This is a genomic window from Pseudomonas sp. Pseusp97 (genome assembly GCF_047304025.1).
In the GTDB taxonomy this organism is placed as follows: Bacteria; Pseudomonadota; Gammaproteobacteria; order Pseudomonadales; family Pseudomonadaceae; genus Pseudomonas.
This window is the reverse complement of the sequence record NZ_JBGLYK010000011.1, coordinates 15,742-31,776: the sequence shown is the minus strand read 5'-3', so window position 1 is coordinate 31,776 and position 16,035 is coordinate 15,742. Positions and strand designations below refer to the sequence as shown.

The window sequence follows — 16,035 nt, the reverse complement described above, 5'->3', positions numbered from 1 at the left end:
GGGTGCCACTCGCTGAATCCGGGAGCGGGGTTGGCTTTTATCACGGCGACCTTGGCTGCCGTGGTCATGTCTGAAGGCCTGGGTTTCGAGGCGCTGTCGGCGCGAGAATCGCTCGGGCCGTTGCAACGCTTCCGGGGACTGCCTCGTGTCCGTTCAATGTGTTTGCAGGCGGTTGGGGATGGCGATTGCGCGAACATCCGCAGACCTGGCCACTTTTGGCGGCCTCCCGAATATAGCAGCAATGATTAAGTGCTTCAATTGAATGAAAAATTGTTATTATATCCGGATGACGAATCCCGCCCCTCCGACTTCCGGCGTTCAGCTGCTTGAAGTCGCGCCGGAGTATGCCGGCCAACGAATCGACAATTTCCTCCGCACCCAGCTCAAGGGCGTGCCCAAGACCCTGATCTACCGCATCCTGCGCAAGGGTGAGGTGCGGGTTAACAAAGGCCGCATCAAGCCCGAATACAAGCTGCAGGCGGGCGACGTGGTGCGCGTGCCGCCGCTGCGCCTGGCCGAGCGTGACGAGCCGGTGCCGCTGGCCCAGGGGCTGCTGGAGCGCCTGGAAGCTGCCATCGTCTTCGAAGACAAGGCGCTGATCGTGGTGAACAAGCCCACGGGGATCGCCGTGCATGGCGGTAGCGGGCTGAATTACGGCGTCATCGAGGCTTTCCGTCAGTTGCGCCCGGAGTGCAAGGACCTGGAGCTGGTGCATCGCCTGGATCGCGACACTTCCGGTCTGCTGATGATCGCCAAGAAGCGCAGCATGCTGCGCCATCTGCACGACGCCCTGCGTGGCGAGCGCATCGTCGACAAGCGCTACCACGCTCTGGTGCGCGGTAACTGGCCGGCGGCGAAGAAGCAGATCGCCGTGCCGCTGCTCAAGAACAACCTGCGCTCCGGCGAGCGCGTGGTGGAAGTGAACCCCGAGGGCAAGGAAGCGCTGACCGAGTTCAAGGTGCTGCGCCGCTTCTGCGACTTCGCCACCCTGGTGGAGGCGCGCCCGATCACCGGTCGTACTCATCAGATTCGTGTGCACGCCAAGCATGCTGGCCACTCCATTGCCGGCGACCCCAAGTACGGCGACGAAGATTTCTCCCGCGAGATTCGCGAGTTGGGCGGCAAGCGCCTGTTCCTGCACTCGGCATACCTGCGGGTGCCCTTGCCTGATGGTGCTGTGCTCGAGCTGGAAGCGCCGGTAGACGAGGTCTGGCAGCGTACCGTGGAGCGTCTGGATGCGTGAGTATTCCCTGCTGATCTTCGACTGGGATGGCACGTTGGTGGATTCCATCGGTCGTATCGTCGAGGCGATGCGGGTCGCTGCAATGGGTTCCGGTCTGCCGGAACGTAGCGAGGCGGCCATCAAGGGCATCATTGGCCTGGGGCTGCCTGAGGCTATCCAGACGCTGTACCCGGAAGTGGAAGAGGGCGAGCCGCTGGATCGCTTCCGCCGCGACTACGGCGACCACTATCTGAGCCTGGAAGTGCAGCCTTCGCCGCTTTTTCCGGGGGTCGCCGAGGCGATGGCTGAATTTCGCGAGGCGGGTTACCAGTTGGCGGTGGCCACCGGCAAGAATCGCCGAGGGTTGGATCGCGTGCTGGCGGGGCAGGGCTGGACGGATTTCTTCGACATTACCCGCGCCGCCGATGAGTCGGCGAGCAAGCCGGACCCGCGCATGCTGCGCGAGATTCTCCAGCATTGCCGGGTTGATGCTCGCGATGCGTTGATGGTGGGCGATTCGCCCTTCGATCTGGAAATGGCGCGCCGCGCCGGCATGGATTCGGTGGCGGTGGGTTATGGTGCGCAGTCGCTGGAGATCCTTCGGGAATATGCTCCGGCGCTGGAAGTGAATCATTTCAATGAATTGCGCGCCTGGCTCGCCGGGCGTTCGGTCAAACCGCTGCTTGAGGTAGGCAACTGATGTCGGATGAATGGAAGGCGGACGATAGCAAGGCTGCACAAGCCACGGCAGGCGACGACAAGAGCTGGAAGTTGCTGGAGAAGGCCGTGCTGGCCGGTGTCCAGGAGCAGCGCCGGTCGCGTCGCTGGGGTATTTTCTTCAAGTTGCTGACTTTCGTTTACCTGTTCGGTGCGTTGGCGCTGTTCAGTCCGTTCAGCGGCCTCTCCAAGTCCGCGTCGCGCAGTGCCAGCCATACGGCGCTGATCGAAGTGAAAGGCATGATCGCCGACAACGAGGCGGCCAGCGCCGACAATATCGTTGGTGCGCTGCGTTCCGCGTTCGAGGACGCCGGCACCAAGGGCATCGTCCTGCGTATCAACAGTCCCGGCGGCAGCCCTGTGCAGTCCGGCTATGTCTACGATGAAATCAAGCGGCTGCGCGGCGAGCATCCGGATATCAAGGTCTACGCGGTCATCAGTGATCTGGGTGCTTCCGGTGCCTATTACATCGCCAGTGCTGCCGACGAGATCTACGCCGACAAGGCCAGTCTGGTCGGTTCCATCGGTGTAACGGCGGCGACTTTCGGCTTCGTCGGCACCATGGAGAAGCTGGGTGTGGACCGTCGCATCTATACCTCGGGCGAGCACAAGGCCTTCCTTGACCCGTTCCAGCCGCAGAAGCCGGATGAAACGGCCTTCTGGCAGCAGGTTCTGGATACCACGCACAAGCAGTTCATCGATGTGGTGAAGAAGGGGCGCGGCGATCGCCTGAAGGACAAGGACCATCCGGAGTTGTTCTCCGGTCTGATCTGGTCTGGTGAGCAGGCGCTGCAACTGGGCCTGATCGATGGCCTGGGCAGTTCGAGCTACGTGGCGCGCGAGATCATCAAGGAGAAGGAAATCGTGGACTACACCGTCCAGGAAACCGCCTTCGACCGCTTCACCAAGAAGCTGGGTGCGAGCGTCGCCGAGCGCATGGCGATGTGGATGGGTTGGCAGGGTCCGATCCTGCGCTGAATGTGCTTCCTTATATGTGCTTCCTTATATAAGGAAGGAAAAAGGCCCGGCGATTGCCGGGCCTTTGCGTTCCGTGGGGCATCGATCAGGGAATCTGTACCTGCTCGGCCAGCAGCATGTCGACCAGACGGATCAGTGGCAGGCCGACCAGGCTGGTGGCGTCTTCACCCTCGGTGGAGCGGAACAGGCTGACGCCCAGGCCCTCGGCCTTGAAGCTGCCGGCGCAGTCGAAGGGTTGTTCGGCTTCGAGGTAGCGGCGGATGCGCGCTTCGTCGAGGTTGCGGAAGTGTACGGTAAAAGGCACGCAATCGATCTGGGCTTCTCCGCTCTGGCTGTTGAGCAGGCAGATTCCGGTGAGGAAGCTGACGCTCTTGCCGCTGGCGTCCATCAGTTGCTCGGTAGCGCGCCCGATGTCGTGAGGTTTGCCGAGAATCCGGCTGCCATTCACGGCGGCCTGGTCCGAGCCGATGATCAGGTGGGCGGGGTAACGCTGGGCCAGTGCGCGCGCCTTGTTTTCCGCCAGCCGGCGCACCAGTTGTTCGGCACCCTCGCCGGGCAGTGGGGATTCGTCGATGTCGGGACTGGCGCATTCGAACGGCAGGCGCAGGCGCTGCAGCAATTCGCGGCGGTAGGGCGAGCTGGAGGCAAGGATCAGGGGCAGCATGGAGAATTCCTTCGGAGCGTCGCTGCGATTCTAGCGAAAAGGGCTGTCCATACAGCGGTTTATGGCTAATTTCCTTTGACAGCTTCGGGTGCATCCCTATAATGGCGCGCTTATGTTGAATGGACCGATACCACCTCACGTTGATCCGCGCAAATTGGTAGAGCGCGCCGCCACCCTCGAGGGTGTGCTGCCGATCGCCAAGATGGCACGTCTCAGCGAGCAACTGACCAGCAGTGAAGGCGATGTTCACGCGAAGTTTTCCTTCTTCCGTGATCAGCAGAAACTGGCGGTCATGCACGTCGAGCTCAATGGCGAGGTGAGCATGGTATGCCAGCGCTGTCTCGAGCCGGCCAAATTCCATGTGGGTGGTGAGTATGATTACGTCATCATCCCGGAAGGCAAGTCGATCGATGATCTGCCCAGTGGCTACGATGCGTTGGAAGTGGGGGATGACCCCATCGACCTGACCTCGCTGGCTGAGGACGAGTTGCTGCTCGCCTTGCCCATCGTGCCGGTCCATGACCCTGAGGATTGCCAGCAGCCGGTGGGATACGCTACAGCGCCCGAACCGAGCGAGAACGTCGAAGAGCGGCCCAATCCGTTCAGCGTACTGGCGCAGTTGAAGCGTGACCCAAACGTTTAGGAGTTAATCAATCATGGCTGTTCAGCAGAACAAAAAATCCCGTTCCGCTCGTGACATGCGTCGTTCGCACGACGCCCTGGACGCGAACGCTCTGTCCGTGGAAAAGAGCACCGGTGAAGTTCACCTGCGCCACCACGTGTCCCCGGACGGTTTCTATCGCGGCCGCAAGGTCGTAGACAAAGGCTCTGACGAGTAATCTTTGTCCGCACCAATCATCGCGATTGATGCAATGGGTGGGGACTACGGTCCCCACTGCATTGTTCCGGCCTGCATTTCCTTCCTGGCCGAATATGCTTCCCTCCAGCTGGTCCTCGTCGGCCAGGCTCCTCTGATAGAAGAACACCTGCGCGGCCTTTCCCCGGTCGAGCGCCAGCGTCTTCATGTCCACCACGCCAGCGAAATCGTCACGATGGACGAGCGTCCGTCCCAGGCGTTGCGTGGCAAGCCCGATTCCTCCATGCGTGTTGCCCTCGAACTGGTTCGGGATGGCAAGGCTCATGCCTGCGTCAGTGCCGGTAATACCGGTGCGCTGATGGCGCTGTCCCGCTACCTGTTGAAAACCTTGCCCGGCATCGACCGTCCGGCGATGGTGACGGCCGTGCCGACGCAGAATGGTCACTGCCATCTGCTCGACCTGGGCGCCAATGTCGATTGCAGCGCCGAGCACCTCTATCAATTTGCGGTCATGGGCGCCGTGGCGGCGGAAGCGCTGGGCAAGAGCAACCCACGGGTTGCCCTGCTGAATGTCGGCACCGAAGACATCAAGGGCAACCAGCAGGTGAAGCTGGCGGCCAGTCTCCTGCAGCAGGCGCAGGGATTGAATTACATCGGCTACATCGAAGGCGACGGTCTTTATCGCGGGCTGGCCGATGTGGTGGTGTGCGACGGATTCGTCGGCAACATCCTGCTCAAGTCCAGCGAAGGGTTGGCGGCGATGGTCGCGGCGCGTCTGGAAGAGCTGTTCAACTCCAGCCTGCCGGCCAAGGCGGTCGGTCTGATGGCGATGCCCTTCCTGCGCCGACTGCGCGGCGACCTGACTCCGTCGCAGCACAATGGCGCGAGTTTCCTCGGTTTGCAGGGCATCGTGGTGAAGAGCCACGGCAGCGCGAAAGAGGAGGGCATCCAGAGCGCCCTGCGTCGCGCGCTGCTGGAAGTTCGCGAGAATCTGCCCCAGCGGCTGCATGGCCGTCTGGAGCATCTGCTCTGACAGGGGCTGTTGGCGTTTCGATGCGGCCGCGGCAACGCGGCTTGCGGCGAAACGTCAACAGACCCTAATGTGACCGCGGTCGTCAGACCGTCATCCAACTGTCAGTTCAATGCGCCAGGCTCTCGCCGGCGTTATCCATCTGACGACACAGACAAAAGGGACCTGTTGCAATGTCCGCATCCCTCGCCTTCGTATTTCCCGGTCAAGGCTCGCAGTCGCTCGGCATGCTCGCCGAGCTGGGTGCCCAGCACGCCATCGTTCGCGACACCTTCGCCGAAGCTTCCGCCGCCCTGGGTTATGACCTCTGGGCCCTGGTGCAGGAAGGTCCGGAAGAGCGCCTGAACCAGACCGACAAGACCCAGCCCGCCATCCTTGCTGTCTCCATCGCGCTGTGGCGCCTGTGGCAGTCCGAAGGTGGCGTGCAGCCGGCCTATGTCGCCGGCCATAGCCTCGGTGAGTACTCCGCACTGGTCGCCGCCGGCAGCCTGGCTTTCGCCGATGCGGTGAAGCTGGTGGAGCGCCGCGGCCAGCTGATGCAGGAAGCCGTTCCTGCCGGCACTGGCGGCATGGCTGCCATCCTCGGTCTCGAAGACGCTGATGTGCTCGCCGCCTGCGCCGAAGCGGCGCAGGGCGAAGTGGTCAGCGCCGTGAATTTCAACGCACCCGGTCAGGTGGTGATCGCCGGTGCGGCCAAGGCCGTCGAGCGCGCCATCGAGGCTTGCAAGGCGCGTGGCGCCAAGCGTGCCGTTGCGCTGCCGGTGAGCGTGCCGTCGCACTGCGAGCTGATGCGCCCAGCTGCCGAGCGTTTCGCCGAGGCTGTCGAAGCCGTTCAGTGGCAGATGCCGCAGATCGCCCTGGTGCAGAACGTCACCGCGCAGGTTCCGGCCGATCTGGCCGCGCTCAAGCGCGACCTGCTGGCGCAGCTGTACAGCCCGGTCCGCTGGGTCGAGAGCGTGCAGCTGCTGGCCGACAAAGGCGTCACCGACCTGGTCGAATGCGGCCCGGGCAAGGTGCTGGCTGGTTTGAACAAGCGTTGCGCCAAGGGCGTGACCACCCACAACCTGGACTCCGCGGACGCCTTCGGCGCAGCCCGCGCGGCTCTGGCTTGAACAGGAGATAAGGCATGAGTCTGCAAGGTAAGGTTGCCCTGGTTACCGGCGCGAGCCGTGGTATTGGCCAGGCCATCGCACTGGAACTGGGTCGCATGGGTGCCACCGTGGTCGGCACCGCTACCAGCGAGTCCGGCGCACAGAAGATTTCCGAGTACCTCAAGGAAAACGGTATCCAGGGTTCCGGCATGGTCCTGGACGTCTCCAACGACGAGTCCGTGACCGCCGTTGTCGAAGCTATCCAGAAGGAATCCGGCGCACCGGCCATCGTCGTCAATAACGCAGGTATCACCCGCGATAACCTGCTGATGCGCATGAAAGACGACGAGTGGTTCGATGTGGTCAACACCAACCTCAACAGCCTCTACCGTCTGTCGAAAGCCGTCCTGCGGGGCATGACCAAGGCGCGCTGGGGTCGCATCATCAATATCGGCTCCGTTGTCGGTGCCATGGGCAATGCCGGCCAGACCAACTATGCCGCGGCCAAGGCCGGCCTGGAAGGCTTCACCCGCGCCCTGGCGCGCGAAGTGGGTTCCCGTGCTATCACTGTCAACGCGGTAGCTCCGGGGTTCATCGACACCGACATGACCCGCGAACTGCCCGAGGCCCAGCGTGAAGCGCTGCTCGGCCAGATTCCCCTGGGTCGACTGGGACAAGCCGAAGAGATCGCCAAAGTGGTAGCATTCCTCGCTTCCGAGGGCGCAGCTTATGTTACGGGTGCCACGGTACCGGTGAATGGCGGAATGTACATGAGCTGATGTGACGAGTTCCTTCGTGGCGATGTCATAAGCGCTGTCTAAAATTCTCCAAGCGTTCGCGCTGGAATAGACAGAGCATCTGGGTCGCCGGGAAGGGGCGTCAGCGTTCAGCTTGAAATGCAGAAAACCCTTTCTATACACTTACCCGCAGCCCAGCTGTACGGATTGTCCATAGGAGTGAAAACAAGGTATGAGCACCATCGAAGAACGCGTCAAGAAGATCGTTGCTGAGCAACTCGGCGTTAAGGAAGAAGAAGTCACCAACAGCGCTTCCTTCGTCGAAGACCTGGGCGCCGACTCCCTTGACACCGTTGAGCTGGTGATGGCTCTGGAAGAGGAATTCGAGACCGAAATCCCCGACGAGCAAGCCGAGAAGATCACCACCGTTCAGGAAGCCATCGACTACATCGTTGCCCACCAGGCATAAGACGTAGTCGTCGGTTCCCCGACGAAAGAAGCCGCACGGCCTGCAAAGGCGTGCGGCTTTTCTTTAACGCCGGCATCTGCCGGCGTTATTGCCGTGAAATACATGAGAGGAAGTCACAGTGTCGCGTAGACGCGTAGTCATCACTGGCATGGGAATGTTGTCGCCCCTGGGTGTGGATGTGCCGAGCAGTTGGGAAGGCATTCTCGCCGGGCGCAGCGGTATCGCCCCGATCGAACACATGGATCTGTCCGCCTTTGCCACCCGTTTCGGCGGCTCGGTGAAAGGGTTCGACGTCGAGCAATACATGTCCGCCAAGGAAGCTCGCAAACTCGACCTGTTCATCCAGTACGGCCTCGCCGCCAGCTACCAGGCGGTGCGTGATTCCGGCCTGGAAGTCACCGACGCCAACCGCGAGCGCATCGGCGTTGCCATTGGTTCCGGCATCGGCGGCCTCACCAACATCGAGAACACCTGTCGTTCGCTGTTCGAGCAGGGCCCGCGGCGCATTTCGCCGTTCTTCGTGCCTGGCTCGGTCATCAACATGGTTTCCGGGTTCCTGTCGATCAACCTCGGTCTGCAGGGTCCCAACTACGCCATCACCACCGCCTGCACCACCGGCACCCACAACATCGGCATGGCCGCGCGCAATATCGCCTACGGCGATGCTGACGTGATGGTGGCCGGCGGGTCCGAAATGGCGGCCTGTGGTCTTGGCCTGGGCGGCTTCGGCGCCGCTCGCGCGCTGTCCACCCGCAACGACGAGCCGACCAGGGCCAGCCGCCCGTGGGACCAGGATCGCGACGGCTTCGTGCTCTCCGATGGCGCCGGCGCGCTGGTACTGGAAGAGCTGGAGCACGCCAAGGCGCGCGGCGCACGCATCTACGCTGAGGTCGTTGGCTTCGGCATGAGCGGTGATGCCTTCCACATGACTGCCCCGCCGGAAGACGGCGCTGGCGCCGCGCGCTGCATGAAAGCCGCGCTGCGCGACGCCGGGCTGAACCCCGAGCAGGTCGACTACATCAACGCCCACGGGACCTCGACGCCGGCTGGCGACATCGCGGAAATCTCGGCGGTGAAGTCGATCTTCGCCGACCACGCCTACCAGCTGTCGATGAGCTCCACCAAGTCCATGACCGGTCACCTGCTGGGTGCCGCCGGTGCGGTCGAGGCAATCTTCTGCGTGCTCGCGCTGCGTGACCAGGTAGCTCCGCCGACCATCAACCTGGACAACCCCAGCGAAGGCTGCGACCTCGACCTGGTCGCCCATCACGCCAAGGAGCGCCCGATCGAGGTCGCCCTGTCCAACTCCTTCGGCTTCGGTGGCACCAACGGCTCCCTGGTGTTCCGCCGGTTCCACGGCTGATGCTGAACTGGGTCGACGGCCAGAGCGCCGAGGTGCTGTCCGCGCGTGATCGCGGGCTGGCCTACGGCGACGGGCTGTTCGAGACCATCCGCGTGTCCGCAGGCCGTCCGCGCCTGCTGGCACGTCATCGGGCGAGGCTGGAGGAGGGCGTTCGGCGCCTGTCCCTGCCCGTCTCTCTCGATCTCGTCGAAGACGAACTCCTGCGTTTCTCCGCGCAGCTCGGCGACGGCGTCGCCAAGCTGATGCTGACCCGTGGCGAAGGCGCGCGTGGCTATGCGCCGCAGGCCGATGCCCGGGTGCGTCGCGTGCTGCTGGCTTCGCCCGCGCCGGCCTACCCGGCGAAGCATCGCGAGGAGGGCGTCACGCTCTTCCCCTGCGCCACTCGACTGGCTGAGCAGCCGCTGCTCGCGGGACTCAAGCACCTCAACCGCCTGGAGCAGGTCCTGGCCCGCGCCGAGTGGAGCGACCCGGCCTTCGCCGAAGGATTGATGCGCGATGTTTCCGGGCGCATCGTCGAAGGTGTGTTCAGCAACCTGTTCCTGGTGAAGCAGGGCGAGCTGCTCACGGCCGAGCTCAGCCGCTGTGGCGTCGCCGGCGTGATGCGCGCGGAAATCCTCGAGCGCGCCCGCGACCTGGGTTTGCCGGTCATCGTCCGCGACATCGAGCACGGCGAACTGGCGCAGGCCGACGAGGTCTTTCTCTGCAACAGCCTCTACGGTATCTGGCCGGTGCGCGGCGTGGCCGAGTTCGCTTGGCCGGTCGGGCCGCTGACCCGTAAACTGCAGGGCCAACTCCGCGAACTTCTGGATTCCTGATACGTGATGCGCAAATTGCTGGTGCTGCTGGAAGGCGGCCTGCTGCTGGCCGGGCTCGTGCTGGGCCTGGCGGCCTGGGAGCAGCACCGTGCTCTGCAGCAGCCCCTCCAGCTCACCGAAGAGCGTCTGCTGGATGCTCCCAGCGGCGCCACCCCTGGCCGGCTGCTGACCCGTCTGGAAGACGAGAACATCCTGCACGGCGGATTCTGGCTGCGCCTGTACTGGCGCTTCAACCTGGCCGGCGAGGCGTTGCACAGCGGCGAATACCGCCTGACGCCGGGCATGACCGCCGCCCAGTTGCTCGACCTGTGGCGCGAGGGAGACGTTGTGCAGTACGGCCTGACCCTGGTCGAGGGCTGGAACTTCCACCAGGTGCGCGAACTGCTCGCCCGCCAGCCCAAGCTGGAGCAGACCCTGACCGGGCTCAGCGATGCCGAGGTCATGGCGAAGCTGGGCAAGCCGGGCGTCTTCCCGGAAGGTCGCTTCTTCCCCGATACCTACCGCTTCGTCCGCGGCACCAAGGATGTCGACATCCTCAAGCACGCCTACCAGCGCATGGACAGCATCCTGGCGGAGGAGTGGGACAAGCGCAGCGACGACCTGCCCTACAAGGACTCCTACCAAGCGCTGATCATGGCCTCGCTGGTGGAAAAGGAAACCGGCGTGCCCCAGGAACGCGGCCAGATCGCCGGCGTCTTCGTGCGTCGCCTGCAGAAGAACATGCTGCTGCAGACCGACCCGACCGTCATCTACGGCATGGGCGAACGCTACGCCGGCAAGATCACCCGTGCCGACCTGCGTACGCCCACGCCCTACAACACCTACGTGGTCGCCGGCCTGCCGCCGACGCCCATCGCGCTGCCCGGCCGTGAAGCTATCCACGCCGCGCTCAACCCGGCGGCGGGGCAGAGCCTGTATTTCGTCGCCCGCGGCGATGGCAGCCACACCTTCTCCGACAACCTCGACGACCACAACAAGGCCGTCCAGGAGTTCCAGATCAAGCGCCGCGCCGATTACCGATCCAGCCCGGCGCCCGTTCCGCTGCCGGCGCCGATGCCGGACGCCGACGCTCCCGCCGCAGACACCCCTGCGGCGCAGTAGCCCGACAACACAAGGAGTGAGCCGAGTGACCGGCCTGTTCATCACCCTGGAAGGCCCCGAAGGCGCGGGCAAGAGCACCAACCGCGAGTACCTGGCCGAGCGTCTGCGCGAGCGCGGCATCGAGGTCCAGCTGACTCGCGAACCCGGCGGCACGCCGCTGGCCGAGCGCATCCGCGAACTGCTGCTGGACCCGAGCGATGAAAAGATGGCGGTGGATACCGAGCTGCTGCTGGTTTTCGCAGCCCGTGCCCAGCACATCGCCGGGGTGATCCGCCCGGCCCTGGCGCGTGGCGCCGTCGTGCTCTGTGATCGCTTCACGGACGCCACCTACGCCTACCAGGGAGGCGGCCGTGGCCTGCCGGTGGAGCGCATCGCGCAACTGGAAAGTTTCGTCCAGGGCGGCCTGCGTCCGGACCTGACCCTGGTCTTCGACCTGCCGGTGGAAATCGGCCTGTCCCGCGCCGCCGCCCGCGGCCGGCTGGACCGCTTCGAGCAGGAGGGCCGCACCTTCTTCGACGCGGTACGCAATACCTATCTGGATCGCGCCCGCGCGGAGCCTGCGCGCTATCACATCCTCAATGCCGCGCAATCGCTGGCCGAAGTGCAGCATGATCTGGACCAGTTGCTGCCGACCCTGCTGGAGCGCCTGAATGGCTGACATCTATCCCTGGCAGCAGGGCCTCTGGCAGCAGCTCAGCAGCCGTCCGCGCCACGCCCACGCCTACCTGCTGCACGGTCCGGCCGGCATTGGCAAGCGCGTGCTGGCTGAGAACCTCGTGCATTTCCTGCTTTGCCAGCGCCCTGAGGGCGGCAAGGCGTGTGGGCAGTGCAAGGCCTGCCTGTTGCTCGCTGCCGGCACCCATCCGGATTTCTTCCTGCTGGAGCCGGAAGAGGCGGAAAAACCCATCCGCGTCGATCAGGTCCGCGAGCTGGTGGGCTTCGTGGTGCAGACCGCGCAGCTGGGCGGGCGCAAGGTGGTGTTGCTGGAGCCGGCCGAGGCCATGAACCTGAATGCCGCCAACGCGCTGCTGAAGAGCCTGGAAGAACCTTCCGGCGATACCGTGCTGTTGCTGATCAGCCACCAGCCCAGCCGCCTGCTGCCGACCATCAAGAGCCGCTGCGTGCAGCAGGCGTGCCCGCAGCCAACCGCCGAGCAGGCCCGCGCCTGGCTGGCGGCGTCGCTGCCCGATGAGTCGGTGGAGGCGCTGGACGAGTTGCTGGTACTGGCCAGCGGCTCGCCGCTGACCGCGTTGCGCCTGCAGGGGCAGGGCGTGCGCGAGCAGCGAGCTCAGGTGGTAGATGGCGTGAAGAAGCTGCTCAAGCAACAGGTTGCCCCAGGTCAGCTGGCGGAAAGCTGGAATGCCGTACCCTTGACCCTGCTGTTCGACTGGTTCTGCGACTGGTCGCTGCTGATCCTGCGCTACCAGCTGGCCCGCGACGAAGAAGGGCTGGGCCTGACCGACATGCGCAAGGTGGTGCAGTACCTCGCCGAGAAGTCGACACAGCCCAAGGTGCTGGCGATGCAGGACTGGCTGCTGCTGCAACGGCAGAAAGTCCTCAATAAAGCCAACCTCAACCGTGCCTTGCTTCTCGAAGCCTTGCTCGTACAGTGGGCAAGTCTCCCCGGGCCGGGCTAGAATCCGGCCATCGGAAAAATCTGCCAGGACAGCTGAATGAGCTTGCCACCAAATCTGGGTCCGCGTAACGGAATCCTGTCTTTGACCATCAAGGACAAATCCGTGCTGTATGCCGCCTACATGCCGTTCATCCGCAACGGTGGGCTGTTCATTCCGACCAACAAGACCTACAAGCTGGGCGATGAGGTCTTCATGCTGCTCAACCTGATGGATGAGCCGGAGAAGATCCCGGTCGCCGGCAAGGTGGTCTGGATCACTCCGAAGGGCGCCCAGGGCAACCGCGCCGCCGGTATCGGCGTGCAATTCAACGATGGCGACAACACCGCGCGCAACAAGATCGAGACCTACCTCGCCGGCGCGCTGAAGTCGGACCGTCCGACCCATACCATGTAGAATTCATAGCCTGTACATGCTGCACGCACGAAGCGCCCGATGGGGCGCTTCGTCATTTTTCGGAGAGTGTCTTCATGCTGGTCGATTCCCACTGCCACCTCGATCGTCTCGATCTCGCCGCCCACGACGGCTCGCTGGATGCAGCGCTGGACGCCGCACGAGCACGTGGCGTCAGCCAGTTCCTGTGCATCGGCGTGAGTGCTGACAACGCCAGTGCCGTGAAGGACCTGGCCGATCGCTATGCCGATGTGCATTGCTCGGTGGGGGTCCATCCGCTGGACCTGGAACCCGGTGCGGCGCCGGCGCTGGACTGGCTGCTGGGCGAGCTGAGCCACCCGCGCGTAGTGGCCATCGGTGAAACCGGCCTGGACTATCACTACGAGCCCGAAGCCGCGGAACTCCAACAGGAAGCCTTCCGCCTGCACCTGGAGGCCGCCAGGGTCACCGGCAAGCCGGTCATCGTGCATACCCGCGAAGCCCGCGCCGACACCCTGGCGCTGCTGCGGGAGGCGGCGCTGCCGCAGGCCGGTGTGCTGCACTGCTTCACCGAGGACTGGGAGATGGCCAAGGCGGCGCTGGATATCGGCTTCTACATCTCGCTGTCGGGCATCGTCACCTTCCGCAATGCCGAGCAACTGCGCGAAGTGGCGCGCCAGGTGCCGGTGGATCGCCTGCTGGTGGAGACCGATTCACCCTATCTCGCGCCGGTTCCCCACCGTGGCAAGCCGAACCTGCCCGAGTACGTGCGCGACGTGGCCGAGTATCTGGCCGTGCTGCGCGGGGTGGGCTTCGAGACCCTGGCCGAGCAGACCACTGCCAACTTCCGTCGCCTGTTCCCGCTCGCCAGCTGATTGCGTCAGCGCGGATACATTTCCTGCGCGCAAAAAAAACCCGGGTTCTGGGGGATGAATCCGGGTCAAGACCATTAGGAGTGTAACAATAAGGCACGCGATCCTCGGTGCCTTCACCGGCGGGGCACTTGGGGGGAGATGCCGCGCACCGGTATCTACAAGTATTGGCCAAGATGCGGCGGCTGCCACAGGGTGCCCGGTGTTTTTTAAACGGATTTGGAATACATCACACCGGGCTGAGCAGCTTTCTCGGTCGCGCCTGCGTTATTGGCCCGCCAGAGCCTTGATCAGCCCCAGGGTTTCCTCGATCACCACCTCGCTGGTGTAGAAGTGCGGCGAGAAGCGGATGCCGGCGCCACGCTGGATGCATACCACCTGCTCGGCGCGCAGGCGCTCCAGCAGACGGGTGTTGTCCCAGCCGGCCAGGCTGAAGGTCAGGATGCCGGCACGACGGGCCGGATCCTGCGGGCTGTGCAGCGAAGCACCGTCGATACGCCCCAGACCCTCCTGCAACTGCTGGACGCGTGCCTGCACCAGTTCGCCTACCGTCCCCATGCCGACTTCTTCCAGCAGGCTCAGGCTGGCTTCCAGCGCCACGGCGCCCAGCATGTTCGGACTGCCGCACTCGAAGCGCCGCGCGCTGCGCGCCGGCTGCCAGTCGGCCAGGTCGTAGTTGCCGGCGTTTTCCAGCATGTGCCAGCCGTATTCCTGCAGCGCCAGTTGCTCGCGCTCGGCGGCGCGGCAATAGAACACGCCCAGGCCCTCCGGACCGAGCATCCATTTGTGCCCGTCGGCCATGGCGAAGGCGCAGTCATAGGCCTGGACGTCGAAGGGCAGGGCGCCCAATTGCTGAATGGCATCGATGCAATACAGCACGCCGCGCTGGCGGCAGCCGGCGCCAAGGCGCTCCAGGTCCATGCGCAGGCCGCTGGCGTACTGCACCGCGCTGATCGACAGCAATCGCGTGCGCGGGGTGCAGGCGGCCAGCAGGTCGCCTTCCGGGTCTTCGCCGTCCAGGCTCACCTGGATGACTTCCACGCCGCGCGGCTTCAGCGCTTCCCAGACGACGCGGTTGGAAGGGAATTCCTGGTCGCTGATCACCACCTGGTCGCCGGCGCGCCAGTCGAGTCCGAAGGCGACGAACGACAGAGCCTCTGAAGTGTTCTTCACCAGCGCGATGTCGCCGGTGGTCTGGGCATTCACCAGGCGCATCAGTCGCTCGCGCAGGCGCTTCTCGATGATCAGCCACTGCGGGTAATCGCGGGCGCCTTGCAGGATGTTCTCCTGGGCAAACGCGGCGACCGCGTCTGCGGCGCGTTTTGGCCAGGGGGCGACGGCGGCGTGGTTCAGATAGCGCAGGCCGGTTTGTTGGGGAAACTCGGAGGAAAAGCTAATCATGTCGGATGATCCGTGCAATTTGGCGCTGAATAGGCATAATACGCGGCTTCGAATTTTGACTATTTTTGACCGAACAGTCTTTTTATGCAGAAAGAGCCGCGCAAGGTTCGCGAATTCCGTCGTCGCGAACAGGAAATCCTCGACACCGCCCTCAAGCTGTTCCTCGAACAGGGCGAAGACAGTGTCACGGTCGAAATGATCGCCGATGCCGTGGGTATCGGCAAAGGCACCATTTACAAGCACTTCAAGTCCAAGGCGGAAATCTATCTGCGCCTGATGCTGGACTACGAGCGCGATCTGGCCGACCTGTTCCACTCCGAAGACGTCGCCCGCGACAAGGAACGCCTGTCGCGCGCCTACTTCGAGTTCCGCATGCGAGATCCGCAGCGCTACCGCCTGTTCGACCGCCTGGAGGAAAAGGTGGTGAAAACCAGCCAGGTTCCGGAGATGGTCGAGGAGCTGCACAAGATCCGCGAATCCAACTTCGAGCGCTTGAGCCAGCTGATCAAGGAACGCATCGCGGCGGGCAAGCTGGAAGATGTGCCGGCCTACTTCCACTACTGCGCAGCCTGGGCGCTGGTGCATGGCGCCGTGGCGCTGTACCACTCGCCGTTCTGGCGCGACGTGCTGGAGGATCAGGAGGGGTTCTTCCAGTTCCTCATGGACATCGGCGTGCGCATGGGCAACAAGCGCAAGCGCGACGGCGATACGCCGGCCGCCTGAGTCGATATTCGCGCTGTCCATCGTCGCTC

Annotated in this window: 19 protein-coding genes; 17 read left to right on the top strand and 2 right to left on the bottom strand. The window is 63.9% G+C overall.

Annotation, left to right across the window (positions count from 1 at the left end; genetic code table 11):
- Window positions 1–286: 286 nt before the first annotated feature.
- From rluC to sppA, 3 genes are read left to right on the top strand one after another with little or no spacing between them, the layout of a single operon-like run.
- A complete protein-coding gene (gene rluC, locus ACCC94_RS04235; protein ID WP_413348163.1) occupies window positions 287–1,243 on the top strand; it encodes a 23S rRNA pseudouridine(955/2504/2580) synthase RluC in 957 nt (318 codons plus the stop codon).
- A complete protein-coding gene (locus tag ACCC94_RS04230) occupies window positions 1,236–1,922 on the top strand; it encodes an HAD-IIIA family hydrolase (protein ID WP_413348162.1) in 687 nt (228 codons plus the stop codon). Before rluC ends, ACCC94_RS04230 begins: the two co-directional genes overlap by 8 nt.
- Window positions 1,922–2,917, top strand: coding sequence for a signal peptide peptidase SppA (gene sppA / locus ACCC94_RS04225; RefSeq protein WP_413348161.1), 996 nt, complete (start codon window positions 1,922–1,924; stop codon window positions 2,915–2,917). The genes ACCC94_RS04230 and sppA overlap by 1 nt, the downstream gene beginning before the upstream one ends.
- Before the next feature lie 85 nt (window positions 2,918–3,002).
- Here the strand turns inward: sppA and ACCC94_RS04220 are convergent, their stop codons facing one another.
- Window positions 3,003–3,581 (bottom strand): Maf family protein, encoded by a 579-nt coding sequence (locus tag ACCC94_RS04220; protein ID WP_413348160.1) that lies wholly within the window; start codon window positions 3,579–3,581, stop codon window positions 3,003–3,005.
- Window positions 3,582–3,693: 112 nt separating this feature from the next.
- Between ACCC94_RS04220 and ACCC94_RS04215 the strand changes: the two genes are divergently transcribed.
- From ACCC94_RS04215 to ACCC94_RS04155, 13 genes are all read left to right on the top strand, one after another.
- Entirely contained in the window at window positions 3,694–4,224 is a 531-nt protein-coding gene (locus tag ACCC94_RS04215) for a YceD family protein (protein ID WP_088416930.1), read from the top strand.
- Between the two features lie 13 nt (window positions 4,225–4,237).
- Complete coding sequence (gene rpmF / locus ACCC94_RS04210; RefSeq protein ID WP_009621425.1) at window positions 4,238–4,420, top strand: 50S ribosomal protein L32; 183 nt, start codon at window positions 4,238–4,240, stop codon at window positions 4,418–4,420.
- A 3-nt stretch (window positions 4,421–4,423) separates the two neighbouring features.
- Window positions 4,424–5,431 (top strand): phosphate acyltransferase PlsX, encoded by a 1,008-nt coding sequence (gene plsX, locus ACCC94_RS04205; protein ID WP_413348159.1) that lies wholly within the window; start codon window positions 4,424–4,426, stop codon window positions 5,429–5,431.
- 170 nt (window positions 5,432–5,601) lie between these two features.
- Window positions 5,602–6,540 (top strand): ACP S-malonyltransferase, encoded by a 939-nt coding sequence (fabD, locus tag ACCC94_RS04200; protein ID WP_413348158.1) that lies wholly within the window; start codon window positions 5,602–5,604, stop codon window positions 6,538–6,540.
- A gap of 14 nt (window positions 6,541–6,554) precedes the next feature.
- Window positions 6,555–7,298, top strand: coding sequence for a 3-oxoacyl-ACP reductase FabG (gene fabG, locus ACCC94_RS04195; protein ID WP_037014455.1), 744 nt, complete (start codon window positions 6,555–6,557; stop codon window positions 7,296–7,298).
- A gap of 190 nt (window positions 7,299–7,488) precedes the next feature.
- Window positions 7,489–7,725 (top strand): acyl carrier protein, encoded by a 237-nt coding sequence (gene acpP / locus ACCC94_RS04190; protein ID WP_015477931.1) that lies wholly within the window; start codon window positions 7,489–7,491, stop codon window positions 7,723–7,725.
- Between the two features lie 118 nt (window positions 7,726–7,843).
- Window positions 7,844–9,088, top strand: coding sequence for a beta-ketoacyl-ACP synthase II (gene fabF, locus ACCC94_RS04185; protein WP_413348157.1), 1,245 nt, complete (start codon window positions 7,844–7,846; stop codon window positions 9,086–9,088).
- Window positions 9,088–9,903: an aminodeoxychorismate lyase gene (gene pabC / locus ACCC94_RS04180; RefSeq protein WP_413348156.1), complete on the top strand. Its 816-nt coding sequence runs from the start codon at window positions 9,088–9,090 to the stop codon at window positions 9,901–9,903. The genes fabF and pabC overlap by 1 nt, the downstream gene beginning before the upstream one ends.
- Window positions 9,904–9,909: 6 nt before the next feature.
- On the top strand, window positions 9,910–11,004 hold the full coding sequence (gene mltG / locus ACCC94_RS04175) for an endolytic transglycosylase MltG (protein WP_413348181.1): 1,095 nt from the start codon (window positions 9,910–9,912) through the stop codon (window positions 11,002–11,004).
- 25 nt (window positions 11,005–11,029) lie between these two features.
- Window positions 11,030–11,662 (top strand): dTMP kinase, encoded by a 633-nt coding sequence (gene tmk / locus ACCC94_RS04170; protein WP_413348155.1) that lies wholly within the window; start codon window positions 11,030–11,032, stop codon window positions 11,660–11,662.
- Window positions 11,655–12,641, top strand: coding sequence for a DNA polymerase III subunit delta' (locus tag ACCC94_RS04165; protein WP_413348154.1), 987 nt, complete (start codon window positions 11,655–11,657; stop codon window positions 12,639–12,641). The genes tmk and ACCC94_RS04165 overlap by 8 nt, the downstream gene beginning before the upstream one ends.
- A gap of 36 nt (window positions 12,642–12,677) precedes the next feature.
- A complete protein-coding gene (locus ACCC94_RS04160; RefSeq protein ID WP_009621447.1) occupies window positions 12,678–13,034 on the top strand; it encodes a PilZ domain-containing protein in 357 nt (118 codons plus the stop codon).
- A gap of 74 nt (window positions 13,035–13,108) precedes the next feature.
- Window positions 13,109–13,885 carry a TatD family hydrolase gene (locus ACCC94_RS04155; protein ID WP_413348153.1) on the top strand — a complete coding sequence of 259 codons (777 nt, stop codon included), beginning with the start codon at window positions 13,109–13,111 and terminating at the stop codon, window positions 13,883–13,885.
- 264 nt (window positions 13,886–14,149) lie between these two features.
- On the opposite strand, the gene ACCC94_RS04150 is transcribed toward ACCC94_RS04155, so the two are convergent.
- Window positions 14,150–15,283, bottom strand: coding sequence for an aminotransferase class V-fold PLP-dependent enzyme (locus tag ACCC94_RS04150; RefSeq protein WP_413348152.1), 1,134 nt, complete (start codon window positions 15,281–15,283; stop codon window positions 14,150–14,152).
- 84 nt (window positions 15,284–15,367) lie between these two features.
- Between ACCC94_RS04150 and ACCC94_RS04145 the strand changes: the two genes are divergently transcribed.
- The gene (locus tag ACCC94_RS04145; RefSeq protein ID WP_017517621.1) at window positions 15,368–16,006 is read left to right on the top strand and encodes a TetR/AcrR family transcriptional regulator; all 639 of its coding nucleotides are present in this window, start codon (window positions 15,368–15,370) and stop codon (window positions 16,004–16,006) included.
- Window positions 16,007–16,035 lie beyond the last annotated feature (29 nt).

Bases quoted from the DNA above. Each gene is read 5' to 3' on its own strand.
- fabG (WP_037014455.1), top strand. From the start codon at position 6,555: ATGAGTCTGCAAGGTAAGGTTGCCCTGGTTACCGGCGCGAGCCGTGGT.
- ACCC94_RS04150 (WP_413348152.1), bottom strand. From the start codon at position 15,283: ATGATTAGCTTTTCCTCCGAGTTTCCCCAACAAACCGGCCTGCGCTAT.
- ACCC94_RS04215 (WP_088416930.1), top strand. From the start codon at position 3,694: ATGTTGAATGGACCGATACCACCTCACGTTGATCCGCGCAAATTGGTA.
- ACCC94_RS04160 (WP_009621447.1), top strand. From the start codon at position 12,678: ATGAGCTTGCCACCAAATCTGGGTCCGCGTAACGGAATCCTGTCTTTG.
- sppA (WP_413348161.1), top strand. From the start codon at position 1,922: ATGTCGGATGAATGGAAGGCGGACGATAGCAAGGCTGCACAAGCCACG.
- rluC (WP_413348163.1), top strand. From the start codon at position 287: ATGACGAATCCCGCCCCTCCGACTTCCGGCGTTCAGCTGCTTGAAGTC.
- ACCC94_RS04155 (WP_413348153.1), top strand. From the start codon at position 13,109: ATGCTGGTCGATTCCCACTGCCACCTCGATCGTCTCGATCTCGCCGCC.
- ACCC94_RS04230 (WP_413348162.1), top strand. From the start codon at position 1,236: ATGCGTGAGTATTCCCTGCTGATCTTCGACTGGGATGGCACGTTGGTG.
- ACCC94_RS04220 (WP_413348160.1), bottom strand. From the start codon at position 3,581: ATGCTGCCCCTGATCCTTGCCTCCAGCTCGCCCTACCGCCGCGAATTG.
- mltG (WP_413348181.1), top strand. From the start codon at position 9,910: ATGCGCAAATTGCTGGTGCTGCTGGAAGGCGGCCTGCTGCTGGCCGGG.
- ACCC94_RS04145 (WP_017517621.1), top strand. From the start codon at position 15,368: ATGCAGAAAGAGCCGCGCAAGGTTCGCGAATTCCGTCGTCGCGAACAG.
- ACCC94_RS04165 (WP_413348154.1), top strand. From the start codon at position 11,655: ATGGCTGACATCTATCCCTGGCAGCAGGGCCTCTGGCAGCAGCTCAGC.
- acpP (WP_015477931.1), top strand. From the start codon at position 7,489: ATGAGCACCATCGAAGAACGCGTCAAGAAGATCGTTGCTGAGCAACTC.
- fabD (WP_413348158.1), top strand. From the start codon at position 5,602: ATGTCCGCATCCCTCGCCTTCGTATTTCCCGGTCAAGGCTCGCAGTCG.
- pabC (WP_413348156.1), top strand. From the start codon at position 9,088: ATGCTGAACTGGGTCGACGGCCAGAGCGCCGAGGTGCTGTCCGCGCGT.
- rpmF (WP_009621425.1), top strand. From the start codon at position 4,238: ATGGCTGTTCAGCAGAACAAAAAATCCCGTTCCGCTCGTGACATGCGT.